Below are 20,134 nucleotides of genomic sequence, written 5' to 3'. Positions count from 1 at the left end.
TACAACGACCCCACCCGGTTACAAAGGAACTATTCAGTAGTCACATTTATTATCGGGGCGGGTTATGACGGCTAAATTTGCGGTTTCAATGTTGGCGGCGGCGCTGTCGCTGACGGCGCTTAGCGTACAGGCGGTGGATGTCACCATTGCCTATCAGACCTCGGCAGAGCCGGCGAAAGTGGCGCAGGCCGATGGCACCTTTGCCAAAGAGAGCGGGGCAAAGGTTGACTGGCGCAAATTCGATAGCGGTTCCGGCGTGGTGCGTGCGCTGGCTTCCGGCGATGTGCAGATTGGCAATATCGGCTCCAGCCCGCTGGCCGTGGCCGCCAGCCAGCAGGTGCCGATTGAAGTATTCCTGCTGGCCTCGCAGCTCGGTAGCTCCGAGGCGCTGGTGGTGAAAAAAGAGATCAATCATCCGCAAGACCTGATCGGCAAACGTATCGCCGTCCCCTTTATCTCCACCACCCATTACAGCCTGCTGGCCGCGCTGAAACACTGGGGCATTAAGCCTGAACAGGTGCAGATCATCAATCTGCAACCTCCGGCTATTACCGCCGCCTGGCAGCGCGGCGATATTGACGCTGCTTACGTCTGGGCACCCGCCGTTAACCAGCTGGAGAAACAGGGCAAGGTACTGACCGACTCATCCCAGGTGGCTAAATGGGGCGCACCAACGCTGGATGTGTGGGTGGTGCGCAAAGATTTCGCCGCAAAACATCCTGACGTGGTGTCCGCTTTTGCCCGCAGTGCGCTGGCTGCGCAGAAAACCTATCTTGATAATCCGCAGCAGTGGCTGAAGCAGGATGACTATCTCGGTAAGCTGTCGCGTCTGAGCGGCGTTCCCAGCGCACAGGTGCCCGCGCTGGTGCAGGGTAACACCTATCTTAGCGCAGCACAGCAGGTTGAACAGCTTAACGGCCCGGTGAATCAGGCGATTGTCGACACGGCTAACTTCCTGAAAGAGCAGGGCAAAGTGCCGCAGGTCGCCAGCGACTACCGCAGCTTTGTTACCGACCGTTTCGTTAAACCTCTCGCACAGTAACAGGAGCACGCTGATGCTGTCAGTCTCTCATCTTCGCGCCAGCTATGCCGGAAGGCTGGCATTACAGGATATCAACCTGTCGATCGACAGTGGTGAGCTGGTGGTGGTTCTCGGCCCGTCTGGCTGTGGCAAAACTACGCTGCTGAACCTGATCGCCGGATTTATCCCGGCTGACGCTGGCAGCATCACGCTGGACGGGCGGCCGGTCACCGGGCCGGGTGCCGATCGCGGTGTGGTCTTTCAGCATGAAGGGCTGCTGCCGTGGCGCAACGTGCTGGATAACGTCGCCTTTGGCCTACAGCTGGCCGGGGTAGAGAAAAGCGAGCGGCGCGCCGTGGCGCAGCAGATGCTGAAAAAAGTCGGGCTGGAAGGAGCAGAGAAACGTTTTATCTGGCAGCTTTCCGGCGGAATGCGCCAGCGCGTGGGTATTGCCAGAGCGCTGGCGGCCGATCCGCGCCTGCTGCTGCTGGACGAACCTTTTGGCGCACTGGACGCTTTTACCCGTGAACAGATGCAGGAACTGCTGCTGCGGCTGTGGCGTGACAGCGGCAAACAGATCCTGCTGATCACCCACGACATTGAAGAAGCGGTATTTCTCGCCAGCGAGCTGATCCTGCTGTCACCGGGGCCGGGACGTATCGTGGAGCGTCTGGCGCTGGATTTTGGCCGCCGCTTTGCGGCCGGAGAAGCCTGCCGGGCGATTAAGTCCGACCCGGCATTTATTGAACGCCGTGAATATGTCCTCAGCCGGGTGTTTCAGCAGCGCGAGGTCTTCGCATGAGTTCACTGATTAATGAAAAAATGGCGCAGGGCAAAAGGCAGCTGCGCTGGCCGCTGTCGCGCCAGCTGACCATCAGCCTGGCGACCCTGTTGGTGCTGCTGGTCGTCTGGTGGGCGGTGACCCGGCTTCAGCTGATCGCTCCGCTGTTTCTGCCAGCGCCGCAGCAGGTGTGGCATCAGCTGCTGACCATCGCCAGCCCGACCGGATTTATGGATGCCACTCTGTGGCAGCATCTTGCCGCCAGCCTGACGCGCATTGTGATTGCCCTGCTGGCTGCGGTGGTGATTGGCGTGCCGGTGGGGATTTTAATGGGCCTGAATGCCACGCTGCGCGGCATCCTCGATCCGCTGATTGAGCTTTACCGCCCGGTGCCGCCGCTGGCCTATCTGCCGCTAATGGTTATCTGGTTCGGCATTGGCGAAACCTCAAAAATCTTACTGATTTACCTGGCGATCTTCGCCCCTGTCGCCATGTCGGCGCTCGCCGGGGTAAAAAGCGCCCAGCAGGTGCGCCTGCGCGCCGCCCGTTCGCTGGGAGCCAGCCGTTGGCAGGTACTGTGGTTTGTGGTGCTGCCCGGAGCGCTGCCGGAGATCCTCACCGGCGTGCGTATTGGCCTCGGCGTTGGCTGGTCGACGCTGGTGGCCGCAGAACTGATCGCCGCCACACGTGGACTGGGTTTTATGGTGCAGTCGGCCGGAGAGTTTCTGGCGACCGACGTGGTGCTGGCCGGTATCACGGTTATCGCCTTGATTGCTTTTGCGCTTGAGCTGGGGCTGCGTGCCTTACAGCGTCGCTTAACCCCTTGGCATGGAGAACAACTATGAACGAACGAATCCGCATTCAGGCGCTGGGACCGCATATCGGTGCACTGGTCAGTGATATCAACCTGAGCCGTCCGCTCAGTGATGCACAGTTTGAACAGCTTTATCACGCCCTGATCCGCCATCAGGTGCTGTTTCTGCGCGATCAGCCGCTGACGCCACAGAAGCAGCGCCAGCTGGCGGCGCGCTTTGGCGATCTGCATATCCATCCGGTCTATCCTCATGCACCGGACGTGGAAGAGATTATCGTGCTGGATACCCACGACGATAATCCGCCGGATAACGACAACTGGCACACCGACGTCACCTTTATCGAAACGCCGCCAGCAGGCGCGATCCTCGCCGCAAAGCAGCTGCCCACTAGCGGGGGAGATACGCTGTGGGCCAGCGGCATTGCCGCCTGGGAGGCGCTATCTGCGCCGTTACAGACGCTGCTTGAGGGCCTACAGGGCGAGCATGATTTCAGGAAGTCGTTCCAGGAGTACAAATATCGCAGCAGTGCAGAGGAGCATCAGCGCTGGCAGCAGGCCGTGGCGAAAAACCCGCCGGTGCTGCATCCGGTGGTGCGCACCCATCCGGTTAGCGGCAAAAAAGCGTTATTCGTCAACGAAGGCTTTACCACGCGCCTGGTCGGGCTAAAGGAGAAGGAGAGCGATGCGCTGCTCAACTTCCTGTTTGCCCATATAACTAAACCCGATTTTCAGGTGCGCTGGCGCTGGCAGCAGGATGATGTGGCGATCTGGGATAATCGGGTGACCCAGCACTACGCGAATGCGGATTATTTGCCGCAGCGCCGAATTATGCATCGGGCTACTATTCTGGGCGATAAACCTTTCTAAACTAAAATGTCCGTGGCGGGCTGCGACGGCGTTACCACGTTGCCTCGCGATGCTCACATACTGGTGTATGCTGCGCTCGCTCAGCGCCTTGCGCCTTGTCTCGCACCACCACGATCATTTTATCCGTGGCGTGGCGAGCTGCGACGGCGTTGCCGCAGAGTAGAAGAGTACCAGCACGGCAGGTAAGCCGTGCTGGCTAAGCATCAGGAAGCCAGCATGGCTTCCAGCTGCTCCTGCGCTTCCAGCCACGCCATCTCGCACTCCTCCAGCGCTGATTTTGCCGTCGCCTGCTGTTGCAGGGCTGCGGTGAGATCGGCTTTACGCGACTGTTCGTAGAGGGTTGCGTCTGACAACTTACCTTCCGCCTCGGCCAGCTGCGCGTTATGCTTTTCCATCTGCTTTTCCAGTTTCTCGAGCTGCTTGCGCAGCGGCTGGGTTTGAGTGCGCAGTTCGGCTTCACGTCGCTTCTGATCTTTACGCGCCTGGGCGCTGTTGGCGCTGTCCGCTTTCGGCGCGGCATCGGCGGCGCTCTGGCGTTGCAGGTCGCTCAGCCACTGCTGGTAATCTTCTAAGTCGCCGGCAAAGGGTTCCACTTTGCCATCATGCACCAGGTAGAGATCGTCAGTGGTGGAACGCAGCAGGTGACGGTCGTGTGATACCACCACCAGCGCGCCTTCAAAGTCGATCAGCGCCTCGGTTAACGCCTGGCGCATATCCAGGTCGAGGTGGTTGGTGGGTTCATCCAGCAGCAGCAGGTTGGGGCGCTGCCAGACGATCAGCGCCAGCACCAGACGCGCTTTTTCACCGCCGGAGAAACGCCGCGTCTCTTCGCTCACCTTGTCGCCCTGGAAGCCAAAACCGCCGAGATAATCGCGTAGCTGCTGCTCCAGCACTTTGGGAGCCAAACGCACCAGATGCTGGATCGGCGACTCATCGGCGCGCAAAAATTCCAGCTGATGCTGCGCGAAGTAGCCCAGCTTGATCCCCTTCGCCAGACCAACCTCACCCTGCAAAGGCGCAAGCTCCCCCGCCAGTAATTTTATCAGCGTTGATTTACCGGCACCGTTACGCCCCAGCAGGCCAATGCGCGATCCCGGAACCAGATTCAACTTGATCGAGTTGAGGATTTTACGCTCGCCGTAACCGGCACTGACTTTCTCCATCTTCAGCAGTGGGTTTGGCAGGCTCTCCGGCTCACGGAAGCTGAAAGTAAAGGGATTATCAACATGCGCCGGGGCGATCAGCTCCATACGCTCCAGCATTTTAATTCGGCTCTGCGCCTGTTTTGCCTTACTGGCTTTGGCTTTAAAGCGGTCGATAAAACCTTGCAGATGCGCCACTTTTTGCTGCTGATGCTCGAACATTGACTGTTGCTGCGACAGCTTGGTGGCGCGCTGAATTTCAAATGAGCTGTAGTTGCCGGTGTATTCGAAAATGGACTGCTGCTCAATGTGTAAAATTTTGTCCACTACCGGATCGAGGAAGTCACGGTCGTGCGAAATCAGGATCAGCGTGCCGCTATAGCTTTTCAGCCAGCGCTCCAGCCAGATCACCGCATCCAGGTCAAGGTGGTTGGTCGGTTCGTCGAGCAATAGCAGGTCAGATCGGCAGATCAGCGCCTGTGCCAGGTTCAGACGCATGCGCCAGCCGCCGGAAAAATCACTGACCGGGCGCTGTAGCTGTTCCTGACTGAAGCCCAGGCCGTCGAGCAGACTGGACGCGCGTGACTGAATAGTCCAGGCCTGTACCGCATCAAGCTTGCCATGCAGCGTGGCAATGGCATGGCCATCGTTTATTTCATTGGCATGGGCTAATTCAGACTCCAGCTGACGAAATTCGCGGTCGCCATCGATAACATACTCAATGGCCGGCATATCCAGCGCCGGGGTTTCCTGATTAACCCACGCCAGCGACCAGCTTGCTGGATAGCTGAAGCTGCCCGCATCGGCGCTTATCTCGTTTTTTAGCAGCGCCAGCAGGGTGGATTTACCGCAGCCGTTTTTACCCACCAGGCCGACTTTCTGGCCGGGGTTGATTGTCGCCGTGGCGTTGTCGAGCAGGACGCGGACACCGCGACGAATTTGTAACGAGGAGAATACAATCATAAGCGCCGTCAGTTCAGAGTATGTTAAATTAAGCCATCATAATCAGTATTTCGGAATCCAGTGTTCCGGTGCGTCGAGCATGGTAGCGGAAATCACCCGCCATGACGACGATTTGGAGGGGAATGATGTCGCAGCCGCCTAAAATCCTGCTGTTGTATGCCCATCCGGAGTCTCAGGATTCAATTGCCAATCGCGTTTTGCTTCAGCCGGCCCGACAGGCTGAACATGTGACGGTGCATGACCTGTATGCACATTATCCGGATTTTTTTATCGATATTCGCCATGAGCAGCAGCTGCTGCGTGAGCATCAAATCATCGTTTTTCAGCATCCACTTTATACCTACAGCTGTCCCGCGTTGCTCAAGGAGTGGCTGGATCGCGTGCTGTCCCGCGGCTTCGCCAGTGGGCCGGACGGTAATGAGCTGGAAGGCAAGTACTGGCGCAGCGTGATCACCACCGGAGAACCGGAAGCGGCTTACCACCAGGAAGGGCTGAATCGTTATCCGATGTCGGAGATTATGCGGCCTTTTGAGCTGACGGCGCAGATGTGCCGCATGCACTGGATGACACCGATGATTATCTATTGGGCGCGGCGTCAGAGCGCTGAAACGATGCAAAATTATGCCCGCGCCTATGGCGACTGGCTGGCAAATCCATTGCCGCATGGGGGAATTTAGATGGAAGGACAAAGCCTGCTGACCGCAGGGCTGTTATACCTTTTCGCAGCGGTGATTGCGGTGCCGATTGCCGCTCGCCTCGGCATTGGCGCGGTTTTAGGCTACTTGCTGGCGGGTATTGCCATCGGTCCCTGGGGTTTGGGCTTTATCAGCGACGTGCAGGAGATCCTGCACTTTTCCGAACTGGGCGTAGTGTTTCTGATGTTTATCATCGGCCTGGAGCTCAAGCCGTCAAAACTGTGGGAGCTGCGGCGCTCGATTTTTGGTGTTGGGGCCGCCCAGGTGCTGCTCAGTGCGGCCGTGCTCGGTGGATTATTGTGGCTGACTGATTTTTCATGGCAGGCGGCGACCATTGGCGGGATTGGCCTGGCGATGTCTTCCACGGCGATGGCGCTGCAACTGATGCGTGATAAGGGGATGAACCGTAATGAGTCCGGTCAGCTGGGCTTCTCGGTGCTGCTGTTCCAGGATCTGGCGGTGATCCCCGCGCTGGCGCTGGTGCCGCTGCTGGCGGGCAGTGACAGCGGCCATACCGACTGGATGAAAGTTGGCATGAAGGTGCTGGCGTTCGCCGGAATGTTGGTGGGTGGTCGTTACCTGCTGCGGCCGATTTTCCGCTTTATTGCGGCTTCCGGCGTGCGCGAAGTGTTTACCGCCGCCGCGCTGCTGCTGGTCTTAGGCTCTGCGCTGTTCATGGATGCCCTCGGACTGTCGATGGCGCTGGGTACCTTTATCGCCGGTATTTTGCTGGCGGAAAGTGAATATCGCCACGAGCTGGAAATCGCCATCGACCCGTTTAAAGGGCTGTTGCTCGGTCTGTTCTTCATTTCGGTCGGCATGGCGCTGAATCTTGGCGTGCTCTATACCCACATTGCTGAAATTCTGATTGGCGTGGTGCTGCTGGTCGCGGTGAAAACCGCCGTGCTGTACCTGTTAGCGCGTATTTACGGTCTGCGCAGCTCGGAGCGTCTGCAATTTTCCGGCGTGCTCAGCCAGGGGGGTGAGTTCGCCTTCGTGCTGTTCTCAGCAGCATCTTCCGCTAACCTGTTTAGCGGCGATCAGATGCCGCTGTTGCTGGTGACGGTCACGCTGTCGATGATGACCACACCGCTGCTGATGCAGGGCGTGGATAAAATCCTCAAGCACCGCTTTAACGAAGTGGATGACAGCCAGGAGAAGCCGTTTGTTGAAGACGACAAACCGCAGGTGATAGTCGTCGGTTTTGGTCGTTTCGGCCAGGTGGTGGCCCGCCTGCTGATGGCGAATGAGAGGCGCATCACGGTGCTGGAGCGCGATATCAGCGCGGTCAGTCTGATGCGCAGCTATGGCTATAAAGTTTATTACGGTGATGCGACCCAGCTGGAACTACTGCGCGCAGCGGGGGCAGAAACCGCCCAGTCGCTGGTGATTGCCTGCAACGGCCCGGAAGATGCGATGGCGATTGTCCACCTGTGCCAGCAGCATTTTCCCCATCTGCAAATTCTGGCACGCGCTCGTGGGCGCGTGGAAGCCCATGAACTGCTACAGGCCGGTGTGACCCAGTTCTCACGCGAAACCTTCAGTAGTGCCCTGGAACTGGGGCGCAAAACGTTAATGTCGTTGGGTATGCATCCCCATCAGGCTTTCCGTGCCCAGCAACATTTCCGTCGTCTGGATATGCGTATGCTGCGTGAGCTGATGCCGAATCATGGCGACAGTCAGCAAATATCGCGCGTTAAAGAAGCGCGCCGCGAGCTGGAGGATATCTTCCAGGCTGAATTGCGTCACGAGAAGCGTCAGTTTGACGGCTGGGATGAGGCTGATTAATTCACTACACGGACGGCAGCGTGTGTCGCTCGCCCGAGCCGTAATCTGGAACTATTATGCGTAAACGTTTTATCGCTGGCGCCGTCTGCCCAAAGTGCCAGGCAAAAGATACCCTCGCCCTGTGGCGGGAAAATAATGTGGATGTCGTCGAGTGCGTTAAGTGCGGTCATCAGATGCGCGAAGCCGATAAACAGGCGCGTGAGCAGGTGCGTAGCCATGAGCAGGTCATTGGCATTTTTCATCCTGAGTAGCGTTAATGCGCAGCTTTTTTTACGCTGTAGCGTACAGCGGCGTTGAAATTCGCTACAATCGGCGCCACTTAGACCCTGTAGGCTGATTTAATACAGCCAATAAATTCAGGGCTCAAGCTCTCAACGGTTAGGAGTAATCATGAAAGTAGCAAAAGACCTCGTGGTCAGCCTGGCATACCAGGTGCGTACAGAAGATGGTGTGTTGGTTGATGAGTCTCCGGTCAGTGCACCGCTCGACTACCTGCACGGTCATGGTTCCCTGATTTCCGGGCTGGAAAAAGCGCTGGAAGATCATGTGGTCGGCGACAAATTTGACGTGAATATCGCTTCAAACGATGCCTACGGCCCTTATGATGACAATCTGGTTCAGCGCGTACCGAAAGACGTCTTTATGGGCGTGGACGAATTGCAGGTTGGCATGCGTTTCCTGGCAGAGACCGATCAGGGTCCGGTGCCGGTTGAAATTACTGAAGTGGAAGATGAGCACGTCGTGGTTGATGGTAACCATATGCTGGCGGGCCAGAATCTGAACTTCAACGTCGAAGTGATGGGGATCCGTGAAGCCACCGAAGAAGAACTGGCTCACGGCCATGTTCACGGTGAAAACGATCACCACCACGATCATGACCACGAACACGGTCAGGATGGTTGTGGCACCGGCGGTTGCGGCTGCACCCACTAATATCTTGCTAAAAATAGATAAGGCCACCTCCGGGTGGCCTTAGATTGCTGACAAAGTCCTGGTCGTAAGACCGGGACTTTGGTCTAATCAGGTCAGTGCAATTAACGGCTGACTGCCATGTTAAAACCACCCACACCACGGCAAGAGCGGTTTGTAAGAGTTACGGGGCCTGATGAAGGTATACAGATGAAGTGCCTGCTGGCGACCCGGCACAGATGCTGTGTCAGTAATGCGGTGGTGGCGTCTCTTCCGACTGGGAAGCAATCATCGACGGTGCGGCGGCTTTCAGCTTATCGGTTAGCAGGCGCATTTGTTCGCGCAGACGGGCCATTTCCAGTTCATGCTGTACGACCGTCAGGTTCAACTCCTCGATGGTATGTTCCTGAAAAGCCAGCTTACTTTCCAACGTCTCCAGCCTTTGTTCCCACTGCGTGTGTTGCATGTTATTTCCTCTTATTACTGCCCGTTCAGTGCCAGACGGTGTGATTTGTCTGATTCTAGCGGTTAATGGCAGGCGAAAGTAGGTGATATGGCGTAGATTTGCTTGCAGAGGTTGAAAACCTGCTTCGCTGACACCATTGTTGGTGGTGAAACTTTCGGGACATCTCGCGGTCTGAAATTAACTTCGCATTTTTATGGCGAGATTGTTTTGTTATCTTGCAACTGTTTATATTACAGGCCGCAGGTCTACACACGATTTCCGGGGTGAGACGCTTCGGTTTTGGAGAAATGGATGAAATCACTGTTTAAAGTCACATTGTTAGCTACCACGATGGCCGTTGCGCTGAATGCTCCGCTGGCAATGGCTGCAGAAGCTACCGCGCCGGCAGCAGCACCGCAGCAGCAGGCTCCGAAGAATGCCGCATTTAAAGATGATAACCAGCAATCTGCTTACGCGCTGGGTGCATCTCTGGGGCGCTATATGGAGAACTCCCTGAAGGAACAGGAAAAGCTGGGCATCGCTTTGGACAAATCTCAGCTTATCTCCGGCGTTCAGGATGCGTTTGCTGGCAAAAGCAAACTGTCTGACAAGGAAGTTGAGCAGACGCTACAATCTTTCGAAGCGCGCGTGAAGGGTGCTGCACAGGCGAAGATGGAAAAAGACGCGGCAGAAAACACCAGCAAAGGTGATGCTTACGCGGCTAAATTCGCCAAAGAGAAAGGCGTGAAGAAAACCGAAACCGGCCTGCTTTACCAGGTAGAGAAGGAAGGTACGGGTGATGTGCCGAAAGACAGTGACACAGTTGTCGTTAACTACAAAGGCACCCTGATTGACGGTAAAGAGTTTGATAACTCTTATACCCGTGGCGAGCCGCTGTCGTTCCGTCTGGATGGTGTTATCCCAGGCTGGACTGAAGGCCTGAAGCACGTTAAGAAAGGGGGTAAGATCAAGCTGGTGATCCCTCCAAACCTGGCTTACGGTAAAAACGGCGTGCCGGGAATTCCGGTTAACTCGACCCTGGTATTTGATGTGGAGCTGCTGGATATCAAACCAGCCGCTAAAAATGATGCCGAGGCACAACCGACTGCACCTGCCGCTACTGGCGACGCGAAAGCGAAGAAATAATGACGCTACCGCCACCTGCGGGTGGCGGTTTTATTCCCCGCTGTTTCTCTGATTACTCCTCTTTTATGCGTTAAGCCGTATTTCCATACAAAGGTCATACACGCTTTTCCGTTATTTGCTAAACTGCCCTGCGTACATTTTAATAATAACGAGTCTGGTCTTGCGCCCCGTGACAGGCTCTTGTCAAAGGGTGGTGTCGTTCATGTCTAATTCACTTCTTTCCGGAGAGATGGCGGAGTCTGAGTTGTTGGAACAGCGCCCGTTCATGCCCGGCGATTTTGAAATCCTTAAATCCTACGAAGCCGTTGTCGATGGTCTTGCCATGCTGATCGGTTCGCACTGTGAAATCGTCCTGCACTCGCTGGAAGACCTCAAGTGCTCTGCGGTGCGTATTGCTAATGGTGAGCACACCGGGCGTAAAATCGGTTCACCGATTACCGATCTGGCTTTGCGTATGCTGCATGATATGACCGGTGCGGACAGTAACGTGTCGAAAACCTACTTCACCCGTGCGAAAAGCGGCGTGCTGATGAAGTCTGTGACGATCGCTATTCGCAATCGCGATCGTCGGGTGATTGGCCTGCTGTGTATCAATATGAACCTTGACGTGCCGTTTTCTCAGATCATGGCCACTTTTATGCCACCGGAAACTCAGGAGGTCGCTTCTGCGGTCAACTTCGCTTCCTCGGTAGAAGATCTGGTGATGCAAGCGATGGAATTTACGATTGAAGAAGTGAGCGCGGATCGTAACGTTTCCAACAATGCCAAGAACCGGCAAATTGTTCTTAATCTGTACGAGAGAGGCATTTTTGATATCAAAGATGCGATCAATCAGGTTGCTGAACGACTCAATATTTCTAAACACACGGTGTATCTCTATATCCGCCAGTTTAAGAATGATGATTTCCACGGGCAGGATAAATAATGCGTTTTTGCCTGATGGTGACTGGCCCTACCTTTGGTACGCAGCATGCCAGCAGCGCCTGGTTGTTTGCCAGTGAGCTGGTGGCGCAGGGGCATACTCTGGAGAGCGTTTTCTTTTATCGTGAAGGCGTACTCAACGCCAGTGAGCTTAATGCTCCCGCCAATGATGAGGTCGACCTGACCCGCAACTGGCAGCAACTGCATCAACAGCATGCCGTGGCACTCAATGTCTGCGTGGCTGCGGCATTGCGTCGCGGCGTGGTCGATAAGCAGGAGGCGGCCAATCTTGGTCTGGCGGCGGCCAACCTCGCTGAGGGTTTTCAGCTAACCGGGCTGGGTGCGCTGGCTGAAGCCGCGCTTAGCTGCGACCGATTGGTACAATTCTGATGACATCTGTCGCGTTTGTTTTTACTCAGGGACCACATGGCTCCAGCGCCGGACGTGAAGGTCTGGATGCCGTGCTGGCAACCTCGGCACTGAGCGATGAGATCGCCCTGTTTTTTGTCAGTGACGGCGTGCTGCAATTAACCAGCGGCCAACAACCGCAGCGTGTCCTCGCGCGCAACTACATCGCCACCTTCGGCGTTTTGCCTCTGTATGACGTTGAGCGCTGTTATATCTGCGCAGCATCGCTTGCCGAGCGGGGTGTGGCCGCCGAGGCACTGCGCGTATTGGCAGCCGAAGTGCTGTCTGCGCAGGCGCTGCGCGTAAAGTTGAATGACTATGACCGGGTGATTACCTTTTGAGGAAAGCATGCTACATACCTTGATGACATCACCATTTCGCTGCGATCTCTCCGCCATACTGCGGCTGCTGGTGACCGGGGATGACGTTTTGCTATTACAGGATGGCGTCATTGCCGCACTGGAAGGGAGTGCAGCCCTTGAAGCGCTGCTGAAAGCCCCCATTAATCTGTATGTGCTGAAGGAAGATCTCGAGGCGCGTGGACTTCTTGCTCAAATTTCATCCAGAGTAACGGTGGTAGGCTATACTGACTTTGTTCAGCTGGCGGTGCGAAATCCACAACAAATGGCCTGGTAACGACGGTAATCCTGGTTATTTCTTGACTCTTTTTCAGCTCAGCCCTAAAATTCTGCGGCCTCGTGATTCTACGAGGCGATTTATTACGTGTTTACGAAGCAAAAGCTAAATCCCAGGAGCTATTTAATGGCAACAGTTAACCAGCTGGTTCGCAAACCACGCGTACGCAAAGTTGCAAAGAGCAACGTGCCTGCGCTGGAAGCCTGCCCGCAGAAACGTGGTGTATGTACTCGTGTATACACTACTACCCCTAAAAAACCGAACTCCGCACTGCGTAAAGTATGTCGTGTTCGTTTAACCAACGGTTTTGAAGTCACCTCCTACATCGGTGGTGAAGGTCACAACCTGCAGGAACACTCCGTGATCCTGATCCGTGGCGGTCGTGTAAAAGACTTGCCAGGTGTGCGTTACCACACCGTTCGTGGCGCGCTGGACTGCTCAGGTGTTAAAGACCGTAAGCAGGCTCGCTCCAAGTACGGCGTGAAGAAGCCAAAGGCTTAATGGTTCTCCGTTAAGTAAGGCCAAACGTTTTAACTTAAATGTCATAATAAACTCATAGAGTTTTGGACAATCCTGAATTAACAACGGAGTATTCCTATGCCACGTCGTCGCGTCATTGGTCAGCGTAAAATTCTGCCAGATCCTAAGTTCGGATCAGAGCTGCTGGCCAAATTCGTAAACATCCTGATGGTAGATGGTAAAAAATCTACTGCTGAAACTATCGTTTATAACGCGCTGGAGACCCTGGCTCAGCGTTCTGGTAAAAACGAGCTGGAAGCATTTGAAGTAGCCCTGGACAATGTCCGCCCAACCGTGGAAGTTAAATCCCGTCGCGTTGGTGGTTCTACTTATCAGGTACCAGTTGAAGTCCGTCCGGTTCGTCGTAATGCCTTGGCAATGCGTTGGATCGTTGAAGCTGCTCGTAAACGCGGTGATAAATCTATGGCTCTGCGCCTGGCGAACGAACTTTCTGATGCTGCAGAAAACAAAGGCACTGCAGTGAAGAAACGTGAAGACGTTCACCGTATGGCCGAAGCCAACAAGGCGTTCGCTCACTACCGCTGGTAACAGCTCTGTAGTTGTTATTAACCCAGCGGGCGTTCAAGTAGCCAACCCGCTGGGATTTGACTGCCTTAGAACGTCCGAGAATCAGAGGAATCAAATGGCTCGTACAACACCCATAACGCGCTACCGTAACATTGGTATCAGCGCACACATCGACGCCGGTAAGACGACCACTACCGAACGTATTCTGTTCTACACCGGTGTAAACCACAAAATCGGTGAAGTTCATGATGGCGCAGCAACCATGGACTGGATGGCGCAGGAGCAGGAGCGTGGTATTACCATTACCTCTGCTGCTACTACCGCTTTCTGGTCTGGTATGGCTAAGCAGTTCGAGCCGCACCGCGTCAACATCATCGACACCCCAGGACACGTTGACTTCACCATCGAAGTAGAGCGCTCCATGCGTGTACTCGATGGCGCAGTGATGGTTTACTGTGCTGTTGGTGGCGTGCAGCCACAGTCTGAAACCGTATGGCGTCAGGCTAACAAATACAAAGTCCCTCGTATCGCGTTCGTTAACAAAATGGACCGTATGGGTGCTAACTTCCTGAAAGTTGTCAGCCAGATTAAATCTCGCCTGGCGGCTAATCCGGTACCCATTCAGTTGGCAATCGGCGCGGAAGAAAAATTCACCGGTGTTGTTGACCTGGTGAAAATGAAAGCCATCAACTGGAATGAAGCTGATGCAGGTGTGACCTTCGAATACGAAGAGATCCCAGCTGATATGCAGGAACTGGCTGAAGAATGGCACCAGAACTTGGTTGAATCCGCAGCTGAAGCTTCTGAAGAGCTGATGGAGAAATACCTGGGCGGTGAAGAACTGACTGAAGAAGAGATCAAAACTGCTCTGCGTCAGCGCGTTCTGAACAACGAAGTTATCCTGGTAACCTGTGGTTCTGCCTTTAAGAACAAAGGTGTGCAGGCGATGCTGGATGCGGTCATTGAATACCTGCCAGCACCAACTGACGTTACCGCGATTAACGGTATCCTGGACGATGGTAAAGACACTCCGGCCGTGCGTCACTCTGACGACAAAGAGCCGTTTGCTGCGCTGGCGTTCAAAATTGCTACCGACCCGTTTGTAGGTAACCTGACCTTCTTCCGCGTGTACTCTGGTGTGGTTAACTCCGGTGACACCGTGATGAACCCGGTTAAATCTCAGCGTGAGCGTCTGGGCCGTATCGTACAGATGCATGCTAACAAACGTGAAGAGATCAAAGAAGTTCGCGCAGGCGACATCGCTGCTGCTATCGGTCTGAAAGACGTGACTACCGGTGACACCCTGTGTGACCCGAACAACGTGATCATTCTGGAGCGCATGGAGTTCCCTGAGCCGGTTATCTCCGTTGCGGTTGAACCAAAAACCAAAGCTGACCAGGAAAAAATGGGTCTGGCTCTGGGCCGTCTGGCGAAAGAAGATCCATCATTCCGCGTATGGACTGACGAAGAATCTGGTCAGACTATCATCGCAGGTATGGGTGAGCTTCACCTGGACATCCTGGTTGACCGTATGAAGCGTGAGTTCAACGTTGAAGCCAACGTTGGTAAGCCTCAGGTAGCCTACCGTGAAACCATCCGTGAGACTATCAAGGATGTTGAAGGTAAGCATGCTAAGCAGTCTGGTGGTCGTGGTCAGTTCGGTCACGTTGTGATCGATATGGGGCCTCTGGAAGCTGGCGGTCCTGGTTACGAGTTCGTCAACGACATCGTGGGTGGTTCGATTCCTAAAGAATTCATCCCAGCCGTTGATAAAGGTATTCAGGAGCAGCTGAAGTCCGGTCCTCTGGCTGGCTACCCTGTTGTTGATATCAAGGTTCGTCTGCATTACGGTTCATACCATGATGTTGACTCCTCCGAGCTGGCGTTTAAACTGGCTGCTTCTCTGGCCTTTAAATCTGCGTTCGGTAAAGCAAAACCTGTGCTCCTTGAGCCGGTGATGAAGGTTGAAGTCGAAACGCCAGAAGACTACATGGGTGACGTAATCGGTGACCTTAACCGTCGTCGCGGCATGATCGAAGGTATGGAAGATACTTCTACCGGTAAGACCGTTCGTGCTCAGGTACCACTGTCTGAAATGTTTGGTTATGCAACTGACCTGCGTTCACAGACTCAGGGCCGCGCTTCATACTCTATGGAGTTCCTGAAGTACGCTGAAGCGCCGAACAACGTCGCTCAGGCCGTTATCGAAGCCCGTGGCAAATAAGTTCTCGGGTTTACACCATTGATCCCGTGCTCACCTCCCACAGGGTGAGCACAGAAAGTAAGGAATATCGCCGTGGCTAAAGAGAAATTTGAACGTTCCAAACCGCACGTCAACGTAGGTACTATCGGCCATGTTGACCACGGTAAAACTACCCTGACTGCTGCTATCACCACCGTTCTGGCTAAAACCTTCGGCGGCTCTGCTCGTGCATTCGACCAGATCGATAACGCACCAGAAGAAAAAGCACGTGGTATCACCATCAACACTTCTCACGTTGAGTATGACACCCCGTCTCGCCACTATGCGCACGTTGACTGCCCAGGCCACGCCGACTATGTGAAAAACATGATCACCGGTGCTGCGCAGATGGACGGCGCGATCCTGGTTGTTGCTGCGACTGACGGCCCAATGCCTCAGACCCGTGAGCACATCCTGCTGGGTCGTCAGGTTGGCGTTCCATTCATCATCGTGTTCCTGAACAAGTGTGACATGGTTGATGATGAAGAGCTGCTGGAGCTGGTTGAGATGGAAGTACGTGACCTGCTGTCACAGTACGACTTCCCTGGCGACGACACCCCAATCGTTCACGGTTCTGCGCTGAAAGCGCTGGAAGGTGAAGCAGAGTGGGAAGCTAAGATCGTCGAACTGGCTGGTCACCTGGATAACTACATCCCAGAGCCAGAGCGCGCGATTGACAAGCCGTTCCTGCTGCCAATCGAAGACGTATTCTCCATCTCCGGCCGTGGTACTGTTGTTACCGGTCGTGTAGAGCGCGGTATCGTTAAAGTTGGTGAAGAAGTTGAAATCGTTGGTATCAAAGATACCGTGAAATCAACCTGTACCGGCGTTGAAATGTTCCGTAAGCTGCTGGACGAAGGCCGTGCGGGTGAGAACTGTGGTATCCTGCTGCGCGGTATCAAGCGCGAAGATATCCAGCGTGGACAGGTTCTGGCTAAGCCAGGCACCATCAAGCCACACACCAAGTTCGAGTCAGAAGTTTATATTCTGTCTAAAGACGAAGGCGGCCGTCATACTCCGTTCTTCAAAGGCTACCGTCCACAGTTCTACTTCCGTACAACTGACGTGACCGGTACTATCGAACTGCCAGAAGGCGTTGAGATGGTAATGCCAGGCGACAACATTCAGATGGTTGTTACCCTGATCCACCCAATCGCGATGGACGACGGTCTGCGTTTCGCCATCCGTGAAGGTGGCCGTACCGTTGGTGCGGGTGTTGTTGCTAAAGTTATCGCTTAATTGCTGATATCTGTCTGACAAGGTTTACCCCTGTCAGAGCAAATAGAAAAGAGCGCCTCGGCGCTCTTTTTTTTTGCCTGTACTAAATCCGTTTCGCGTCATTTTCATAAGAGCAATATTGCTGTTGCTTTACCTCTAAATGTACGTATAATACGCGGGCCTGCCAATATGGTATGGCGCAACTCGATATGAGTTGCAGACCAGTACGAAAGTGCTCGTCAACAATACTCGCGATATGCGGGTTATGTGCTCAACGATTACACTCCTCCATCAATCGTAATGGATGCGAGTAGTAATTCTTTTCGTTTATAAATAATTGGAGCTCTGGTCTCATGCAGAACCAAAGAATCCGTATCCGTCTTAAAGCGTTTGATCATCGTCTGATCGATCAATCAACTGCGGAAATCGTAGAGACTGCCAAGCGCACTGGTGCGCAGGTACGTGGTCCTATCCCGCTGCCGACCCGCAAAGAGCGCTTTACTGTTCTGATCTCCCCGCACGTCAATAAAGATGCGCGCGATCAGTATGAAATTCGCACTCACAAGCGTCTGGTTGACATCGTTGAGCCAACTGAAAAAACGGTTGATGCTCTGATGCGTCTGGATCTGGCTGCCGGTGTAGACGTGCAGATCAGCCTGGGTTAATCAGGTCATTGAGCGATTGAGAGGTTGAAACAATGATTGGTTTAGTCGGTAAAAAAGTGGGTATGACCCGTATCTTCACAGAAGATGGCGTTTCTATCCCTGTAACCGTGATCGAAATTGAAGCAAACCGCGTTACTCAGGTCAAAGGCCTGGAAAACGACGGTTACACTGCTATCCAGGTAACTACCGGTGCTAAAAAAGCAAACCGTGTAACTAAGCCTGCAGCAGGTCATTTTGCTAAAGCTGGCGTTGAAGCTGGCCGTGGTCTGTGGGAATTCCGCACTGCTGAAGGCGCAGAGTTCACCGTAGGTCAGAGCATTAATGTTGACATTTTCGCTGACGTGAAAAAAGTTGACGTGACTGGAACATCTAAAGGTAAAGGTTTTGCCGGTACTGTTAAGCGCTGGAACTTCCGTACTCAGGATGCAACTCACGGTAACTCCTTGTCTCACCGCGTTCCGGGTTCTATCGGTCAGAACCAGACTCCGGGCAAAGTGTTCAAAGGCAAGAAAATGGCAGGCCAGCTGGGTAACGAACGTGTAACCGTTCAGAGCCTGGACGTGGTACGCGTTGACGCTGAGCGCAACCTGCTGCTGGTTAAAGGTGCAGTTCCCGGTGCTACCGGTAGCGACCTTATCGTTAAACCAGCTGTTAAGGCGTAAGGGGATAGCAATGGAATTAGTATTGAAAGACGCGCAAAGCGCGCTGACTGTTTCCGAAACTACCTTCGGTCGTGATTTCAACGAAGCGCTGGTACACCAGGTTGTTGTTGCTTATGCAGCAGGTGCCCGTCAGGGTACTCGTGCTCAGAAGACTCGTGCTGAAGTTACTGGTTCAGGCAAAAAGCCTTGGCGCCAGAAAGGTACCGGCCGTGCGCGTGCAGGTTCTGTAAAGAGCCCAATCTGGCGTTCAGGTGGTGTAACCTTCGCTGCGAAGCCACAGGATCACAGTCAAAAAGTTAACAAAAAGATGTACCGCGGCGCGCTGAAAAGCATTCTGTCCGAACTGGTACGTCAAGATCGTCTGATCGTTGTCGAGCAGTTCTCTCTGGAAGCACCTAAAACTAAGCTGCTGGTAGAGAAACTGAAAGACATGGCTCTGGAAGACGTGCTGATCATCACCGGCGAACTGGAAGAGAACCTGTTCCTGGCCGCACGCAACCTGTACAAGGTTGACGTACGTGATGCAGCGGGTATCGATCCAGTTAGCCTGATCGCCTTCGACAAAGTCGTTATGACTGCTGACGCAGTTAAGCAAGTTGAGGAGATGCTGGCATGATCCGTGAAGAACGTCTGCTGAAAGTACTGCGCGCGCCGCACGTATCTGAAAAAGCATCTGCTGCGATGGAAAAAACCAACACCATCGTTCTCAAAGTTGCGAAAGACGCGACCAAAGCAGAAATCAAAGCCGCTGTACAGAAACTTTTCGAAGTTGAAGTCGAAGTCGTGAACACTTTGCTGGTTAAAGGCAAGTCTAAGCGTCAGGGACAGCGTATTGGTCGTCGTAGCGACTGGAAAAAAGCTTACGTCACCCTGAAGGAAGGCCAGAATCTGGACTTCGCAGGCGGCGCTGAGTAAGTCGGAGGAGAAGAACAATGGCAATTGTAAAATGTAAACCGACATCTCCGGGTCGTCGCCACGTAGTTAAAGTGGTTAACCTAGAGCTGCACAAGGGCAAACCATTTGCCCCGCTGGTAGAAAAAAACAGCAAATCTGGCGGCCGTAACAACAATGGTCGTATCACTACCCGTCATATCGGTGGTGGTCACAAGCAGGCTTACCGTATTGTTGACTTCAAACGCAACAAAGATGGTATCCCAGCGACCGTTGAACGTCTTGAGTACGATCCGAACCGCTCTGCGAACATCGCACTGGTTCTGTACAAAGACGGTGAACGCCGTTACATCTTGGCCCCTAAAGGCCTGAAAGCTGGCGACCAGATTCAGTCTGGCGTTGATGCTGCGATTAAAGCGGGTAACACCCTGCCGATGCGTAACATCCCAGTCGGTTCTACCGTGCATAACGTAGAGATGAAACCAGGTAAAGGCGGCCAGATTGCTCGCTCAGCCGGTACTTACGTGCAGATCGTTGCGCGTGAAGGTTCTTACGTCACCCTGCGTCTGCGTTCAGGTGAAATGCGTAAAGTCGAATCTGACTGCCGCGCAACCCTGGGCGAAGTCGGTAACGCTGAGCATATGCTGCGCGTTCTGGGTAAAGCCGGTGCCGCTCGTTGGCGTGGTGTTCGTCCTACCGTTCGCGGTACTGCGATGAACCCAGTCGATCACCCGCACGGTGGTGGTGAAGGTCGTAACTTTGGTAAGCACCCGGTATCCCCGTGGGGCCTCCAGACCAAAGGTAAGAAGACCCGTAGCAACAAGCGTACTGATAAATTTATCGTACGTCGCCGTAGCAAATAATTTTAGAGGA

24 protein-coding genes are annotated in these 20,134 nt (G+C 54.2%); 22 read left to right on the top strand and 2 right to left on the bottom strand.

Features of this window, described 5'->3' with window-relative positions; all coding sequences use genetic code 11:
• Positions 1–64 precede the first annotated feature (64 nt).
• From tauA to tauD, 4 genes are read left to right on the top strand one after another with little or no spacing between them, the layout of a single operon-like run.
• Complete coding sequence (gene tauA / locus EPIR_RS16330; protein WP_023656580.1) at positions 65–1,042, top strand: taurine ABC transporter substrate-binding protein; 978 nt, start codon at positions 65–67, stop codon at positions 1,040–1,042.
• A gap of 13 nt (positions 1,043–1,055) precedes the next feature.
• Positions 1,056–1,823, top strand: a complete 768-nt coding sequence (tauB, locus tag EPIR_RS16325; RefSeq protein WP_023656579.1) for a taurine ABC transporter ATP-binding subunit — start codon at positions 1,056–1,058, stop codon at positions 1,821–1,823.
• The gene (gene tauC, locus EPIR_RS16320; protein ID WP_023656578.1) at positions 1,820–2,647 is read left to right on the top strand and encodes a taurine ABC transporter permease TauC; all 828 of its coding nucleotides are present in this window, start codon (positions 1,820–1,822) and stop codon (positions 2,645–2,647) included. The genes tauB and tauC overlap by 4 nt, the downstream gene beginning before the upstream one ends.
• Positions 2,644–3,483, top strand: a complete 840-nt coding sequence (gene tauD / locus EPIR_RS16315) for a taurine dioxygenase (protein WP_023656577.1) — start codon at positions 2,644–2,646, stop codon at positions 3,481–3,483. The genes tauC and tauD overlap by 4 nt, the downstream gene beginning before the upstream one ends.
• A gap of 203 nt (positions 3,484–3,686) precedes the next feature.
• Here tauD and EPIR_RS16310 read toward each other — a convergent pair whose 3' ends face one another.
• Positions 3,687–5,588 (bottom strand): ABC transporter ATP-binding protein, encoded by a 1,902-nt coding sequence (locus EPIR_RS16310; RefSeq protein WP_023656576.1) that lies wholly within the window; start codon positions 5,586–5,588, stop codon positions 3,687–3,689.
• Positions 5,589–5,713: 125 nt separating this feature from the next.
• Here EPIR_RS16310 and kefG point away from each other — a divergent pair, with 125 nt between their 5' ends.
• The 4 genes from kefG to slyD all read left to right on the top strand — a co-directional run bounded on the left by kefG (position 5,714) and on the right by slyD (position 9,004).
• Positions 5,714–6,265, top strand: a complete 552-nt coding sequence (kefG, locus tag EPIR_RS16305) for a glutathione-regulated potassium-efflux system ancillary protein KefG (protein ID WP_023656575.1) — start codon at positions 5,714–5,716, stop codon at positions 6,263–6,265.
• Positions 6,266–8,071 (top strand): glutathione-regulated potassium-efflux system protein KefB, encoded by a 1,806-nt coding sequence (gene kefB, locus EPIR_RS16300; RefSeq protein ID WP_023656574.1) that lies wholly within the window; start codon positions 6,266–6,268, stop codon positions 8,069–8,071. It begins immediately after the preceding gene.
• Positions 8,072–8,127: 56 nt separating this feature from the next.
• Positions 8,128–8,322 carry a YheV family putative zinc ribbon protein gene (locus EPIR_RS16295; RefSeq protein ID WP_012442855.1) on the top strand — a complete coding sequence of 65 codons (195 nt, stop codon included), beginning with the start codon at positions 8,128–8,130 and terminating at the stop codon, positions 8,320–8,322.
• A gap of 139 nt (positions 8,323–8,461) precedes the next feature.
• Positions 8,462–9,004: a peptidylprolyl isomerase gene (slyD, locus tag EPIR_RS16290; protein ID WP_023656573.1), complete on the top strand. Its 543-nt coding sequence runs from the start codon at positions 8,462–8,464 to the stop codon at positions 9,002–9,004.
• 223 nt (positions 9,005–9,227) lie between these two features.
• Here the strand turns inward: slyD and EPIR_RS16285 are convergent, their stop codons facing one another.
• A complete protein-coding gene (locus EPIR_RS16285; RefSeq protein ID WP_023656572.1) occupies positions 9,228–9,446 on the bottom strand; it encodes a protein SlyX in 219 nt (72 codons plus the stop codon).
• Between the two features lie 291 nt (positions 9,447–9,737).
• Here EPIR_RS16285 and fkpA point away from each other — a divergent pair, with 291 nt between their 5' ends.
• The 14 genes from fkpA to rplB all read left to right on the top strand — a co-directional run bounded on the left by fkpA (position 9,738) and on the right by rplB (position 20,124).
• Positions 9,738–10,571 carry an FKBP-type peptidyl-prolyl cis-trans isomerase gene (fkpA, locus tag EPIR_RS16280; RefSeq protein ID WP_023656571.1) on the top strand — a complete coding sequence of 278 codons (834 nt, stop codon included), beginning with the start codon at positions 9,738–9,740 and terminating at the stop codon, positions 10,569–10,571.
• Between the two features lie 202 nt (positions 10,572–10,773).
• Complete coding sequence (locus tag EPIR_RS16275) at positions 10,774–11,496, top strand: helix-turn-helix transcriptional regulator (RefSeq protein ID WP_023656570.1); 723 nt, start codon at positions 10,774–10,776, stop codon at positions 11,494–11,496.
• Entirely contained in the window at positions 11,496–11,882 is a 387-nt protein-coding gene (tusD, locus tag EPIR_RS16270; RefSeq protein WP_023656569.1) for a sulfurtransferase complex subunit TusD, read from the top strand. The genes EPIR_RS16275 and tusD overlap by 1 nt, the downstream gene beginning before the upstream one ends.
• A complete protein-coding gene (tusC, locus tag EPIR_RS16265; protein WP_023656568.1) occupies positions 11,882–12,241 on the top strand; it encodes a sulfurtransferase complex subunit TusC in 360 nt (119 codons plus the stop codon). Before tusD ends, tusC begins: the two co-directional genes overlap by 1 nt.
• Positions 12,242–12,248: 7 nt before the next feature.
• Positions 12,249–12,536: a sulfurtransferase complex subunit TusB gene (tusB, locus tag EPIR_RS16260; RefSeq protein ID WP_023656567.1), complete on the top strand. Its 288-nt coding sequence runs from the start codon at positions 12,249–12,251 to the stop codon at positions 12,534–12,536.
• 126 nt (positions 12,537–12,662) lie between these two features.
• On the top strand, positions 12,663–13,037 hold the full coding sequence (rpsL, locus tag EPIR_RS16255) for a 30S ribosomal protein S12 (protein ID WP_003852912.1): 375 nt from the start codon (positions 12,663–12,665) through the stop codon (positions 13,035–13,037).
• Positions 13,038–13,133: 96 nt separating this feature from the next.
• Complete coding sequence (gene rpsG, locus EPIR_RS16250; protein WP_004160604.1) at positions 13,134–13,604, top strand: 30S ribosomal protein S7; 471 nt, start codon at positions 13,134–13,136, stop codon at positions 13,602–13,604.
• Between the two features lie 94 nt (positions 13,605–13,698).
• Positions 13,699–15,807 carry an elongation factor G gene (gene fusA / locus EPIR_RS16245; protein WP_023656566.1) on the top strand — a complete coding sequence of 703 codons (2,109 nt, stop codon included), beginning with the start codon at positions 13,699–13,701 and terminating at the stop codon, positions 15,805–15,807.
• Between the two features lie 72 nt (positions 15,808–15,879).
• The gene (tuf, locus tag EPIR_RS16240; RefSeq protein WP_023656565.1) at positions 15,880–17,064 is read left to right on the top strand and encodes an elongation factor Tu; all 1,185 of its coding nucleotides are present in this window, start codon (positions 15,880–15,882) and stop codon (positions 17,062–17,064) included.
• Positions 17,065–17,396: 332 nt separating this feature from the next.
• Complete coding sequence (rpsJ, locus tag EPIR_RS16235) at positions 17,397–17,708, top strand: 30S ribosomal protein S10 (protein WP_001181005.1); 312 nt, start codon at positions 17,397–17,399, stop codon at positions 17,706–17,708.
• Positions 17,709–17,740: 32 nt separating this feature from the next.
• Positions 17,741–18,370, top strand: a complete 630-nt coding sequence (rplC, locus tag EPIR_RS16230) for a 50S ribosomal protein L3 (RefSeq protein WP_004160595.1) — start codon at positions 17,741–17,743, stop codon at positions 18,368–18,370.
• 10 nt (positions 18,371–18,380) lie between these two features.
• On the top strand, positions 18,381–18,986 hold the full coding sequence (rplD, locus tag EPIR_RS16225) for a 50S ribosomal protein L4 (RefSeq protein ID WP_023656564.1): 606 nt from the start codon (positions 18,381–18,383) through the stop codon (positions 18,984–18,986).
• Positions 18,983–19,285 carry a 50S ribosomal protein L23 gene (gene rplW / locus EPIR_RS16220; protein WP_004160593.1) on the top strand — a complete coding sequence of 101 codons (303 nt, stop codon included), beginning with the start codon at positions 18,983–18,985 and terminating at the stop codon, positions 19,283–19,285. Before rplD ends, rplW begins: the two co-directional genes overlap by 4 nt.
• Before the next feature lie 17 nt (positions 19,286–19,302).
• Positions 19,303–20,124: a 50S ribosomal protein L2 gene (gene rplB / locus EPIR_RS16215; RefSeq protein WP_012442842.1), complete on the top strand. Its 822-nt coding sequence runs from the start codon at positions 19,303–19,305 to the stop codon at positions 20,122–20,124.
• Positions 20,125–20,134 lie beyond the last annotated feature (10 nt).

It is taken from the genome of Erwinia piriflorinigrans CFBP 5888 (genome assembly GCF_001050515.1).
In the GTDB taxonomy this organism is placed as follows: Bacteria; Pseudomonadota; Gammaproteobacteria; order Enterobacterales; family Enterobacteriaceae; genus Erwinia; species Erwinia piriflorinigrans.
The sequence above is the reverse complement of the archived record's forward strand: the minus strand, read 5'-3'. Positions and strand labels throughout refer to the sequence as shown.

Excerpts from the sequence above, each read along its gene's own strand:
- tauA (WP_023656580.1), top strand. The coding sequence starts at position 65 with ATGACGGCTAAATTTGCGGTTTCAATGTTGGCGGCGGCGCTGTCGCTG.
- tauB (WP_023656579.1), top strand. The coding sequence starts at position 1,056 with ATGCTGTCAGTCTCTCATCTTCGCGCCAGCTATGCCGGAAGGCTGGCA.
- tauC (WP_023656578.1), top strand. The coding sequence starts at position 1,820 with ATGAGTTCACTGATTAATGAAAAAATGGCGCAGGGCAAAAGGCAGCTG.
- tauD (WP_023656577.1), top strand. The coding sequence starts at position 2,644 with ATGAACGAACGAATCCGCATTCAGGCGCTGGGACCGCATATCGGTGCA.
- EPIR_RS16310 (WP_023656576.1), bottom strand. The coding sequence starts at position 5,588 with ATGATTGTATTCTCCTCGTTACAAATTCGTCGCGGTGTCCGCGTCCTG.
- kefG (WP_023656575.1), top strand. The coding sequence starts at position 5,714 with ATGTCGCAGCCGCCTAAAATCCTGCTGTTGTATGCCCATCCGGAGTCT.
- kefB (WP_023656574.1), top strand. The coding sequence starts at position 6,266 with ATGGAAGGACAAAGCCTGCTGACCGCAGGGCTGTTATACCTTTTCGCA.
- EPIR_RS16295 (WP_012442855.1), top strand. The coding sequence starts at position 8,128 with ATGCGTAAACGTTTTATCGCTGGCGCCGTCTGCCCAAAGTGCCAGGCA.
- slyD (WP_023656573.1), top strand. The coding sequence starts at position 8,462 with ATGAAAGTAGCAAAAGACCTCGTGGTCAGCCTGGCATACCAGGTGCGT.
- EPIR_RS16285 (WP_023656572.1), bottom strand. The coding sequence starts at position 9,446 with ATGCAACACACGCAGTGGGAACAAAGGCTGGAGACGTTGGAAAGTAAG.
- fkpA (WP_023656571.1), top strand. The coding sequence starts at position 9,738 with ATGAAATCACTGTTTAAAGTCACATTGTTAGCTACCACGATGGCCGTT.
- EPIR_RS16275 (WP_023656570.1), top strand. The coding sequence starts at position 10,774 with ATGTCTAATTCACTTCTTTCCGGAGAGATGGCGGAGTCTGAGTTGTTG.
- tusD (WP_023656569.1), top strand. The coding sequence starts at position 11,496 with ATGCGTTTTTGCCTGATGGTGACTGGCCCTACCTTTGGTACGCAGCAT.
- tusC (WP_023656568.1), top strand. The coding sequence starts at position 11,882 with ATGACATCTGTCGCGTTTGTTTTTACTCAGGGACCACATGGCTCCAGC.
- tusB (WP_023656567.1), top strand. The coding sequence starts at position 12,249 with ATGCTACATACCTTGATGACATCACCATTTCGCTGCGATCTCTCCGCC.
- rpsL (WP_003852912.1), top strand. The coding sequence starts at position 12,663 with ATGGCAACAGTTAACCAGCTGGTTCGCAAACCACGCGTACGCAAAGTT.
- rpsG (WP_004160604.1), top strand. The coding sequence starts at position 13,134 with ATGCCACGTCGTCGCGTCATTGGTCAGCGTAAAATTCTGCCAGATCCT.
- fusA (WP_023656566.1), top strand. The coding sequence starts at position 13,699 with ATGGCTCGTACAACACCCATAACGCGCTACCGTAACATTGGTATCAGC.
- rpsJ (WP_001181005.1), top strand. The coding sequence starts at position 17,397 with ATGCAGAACCAAAGAATCCGTATCCGTCTTAAAGCGTTTGATCATCGT.
- rplC (WP_004160595.1), top strand. The coding sequence starts at position 17,741 with ATGATTGGTTTAGTCGGTAAAAAAGTGGGTATGACCCGTATCTTCACA.
- rplD (WP_023656564.1), top strand. The coding sequence starts at position 18,381 with ATGGAATTAGTATTGAAAGACGCGCAAAGCGCGCTGACTGTTTCCGAA.
- rplW (WP_004160593.1), top strand. The coding sequence starts at position 18,983 with ATGATCCGTGAAGAACGTCTGCTGAAAGTACTGCGCGCGCCGCACGTA.
- rplB (WP_012442842.1), top strand. The coding sequence starts at position 19,303 with ATGGCAATTGTAAAATGTAAACCGACATCTCCGGGTCGTCGCCACGTA.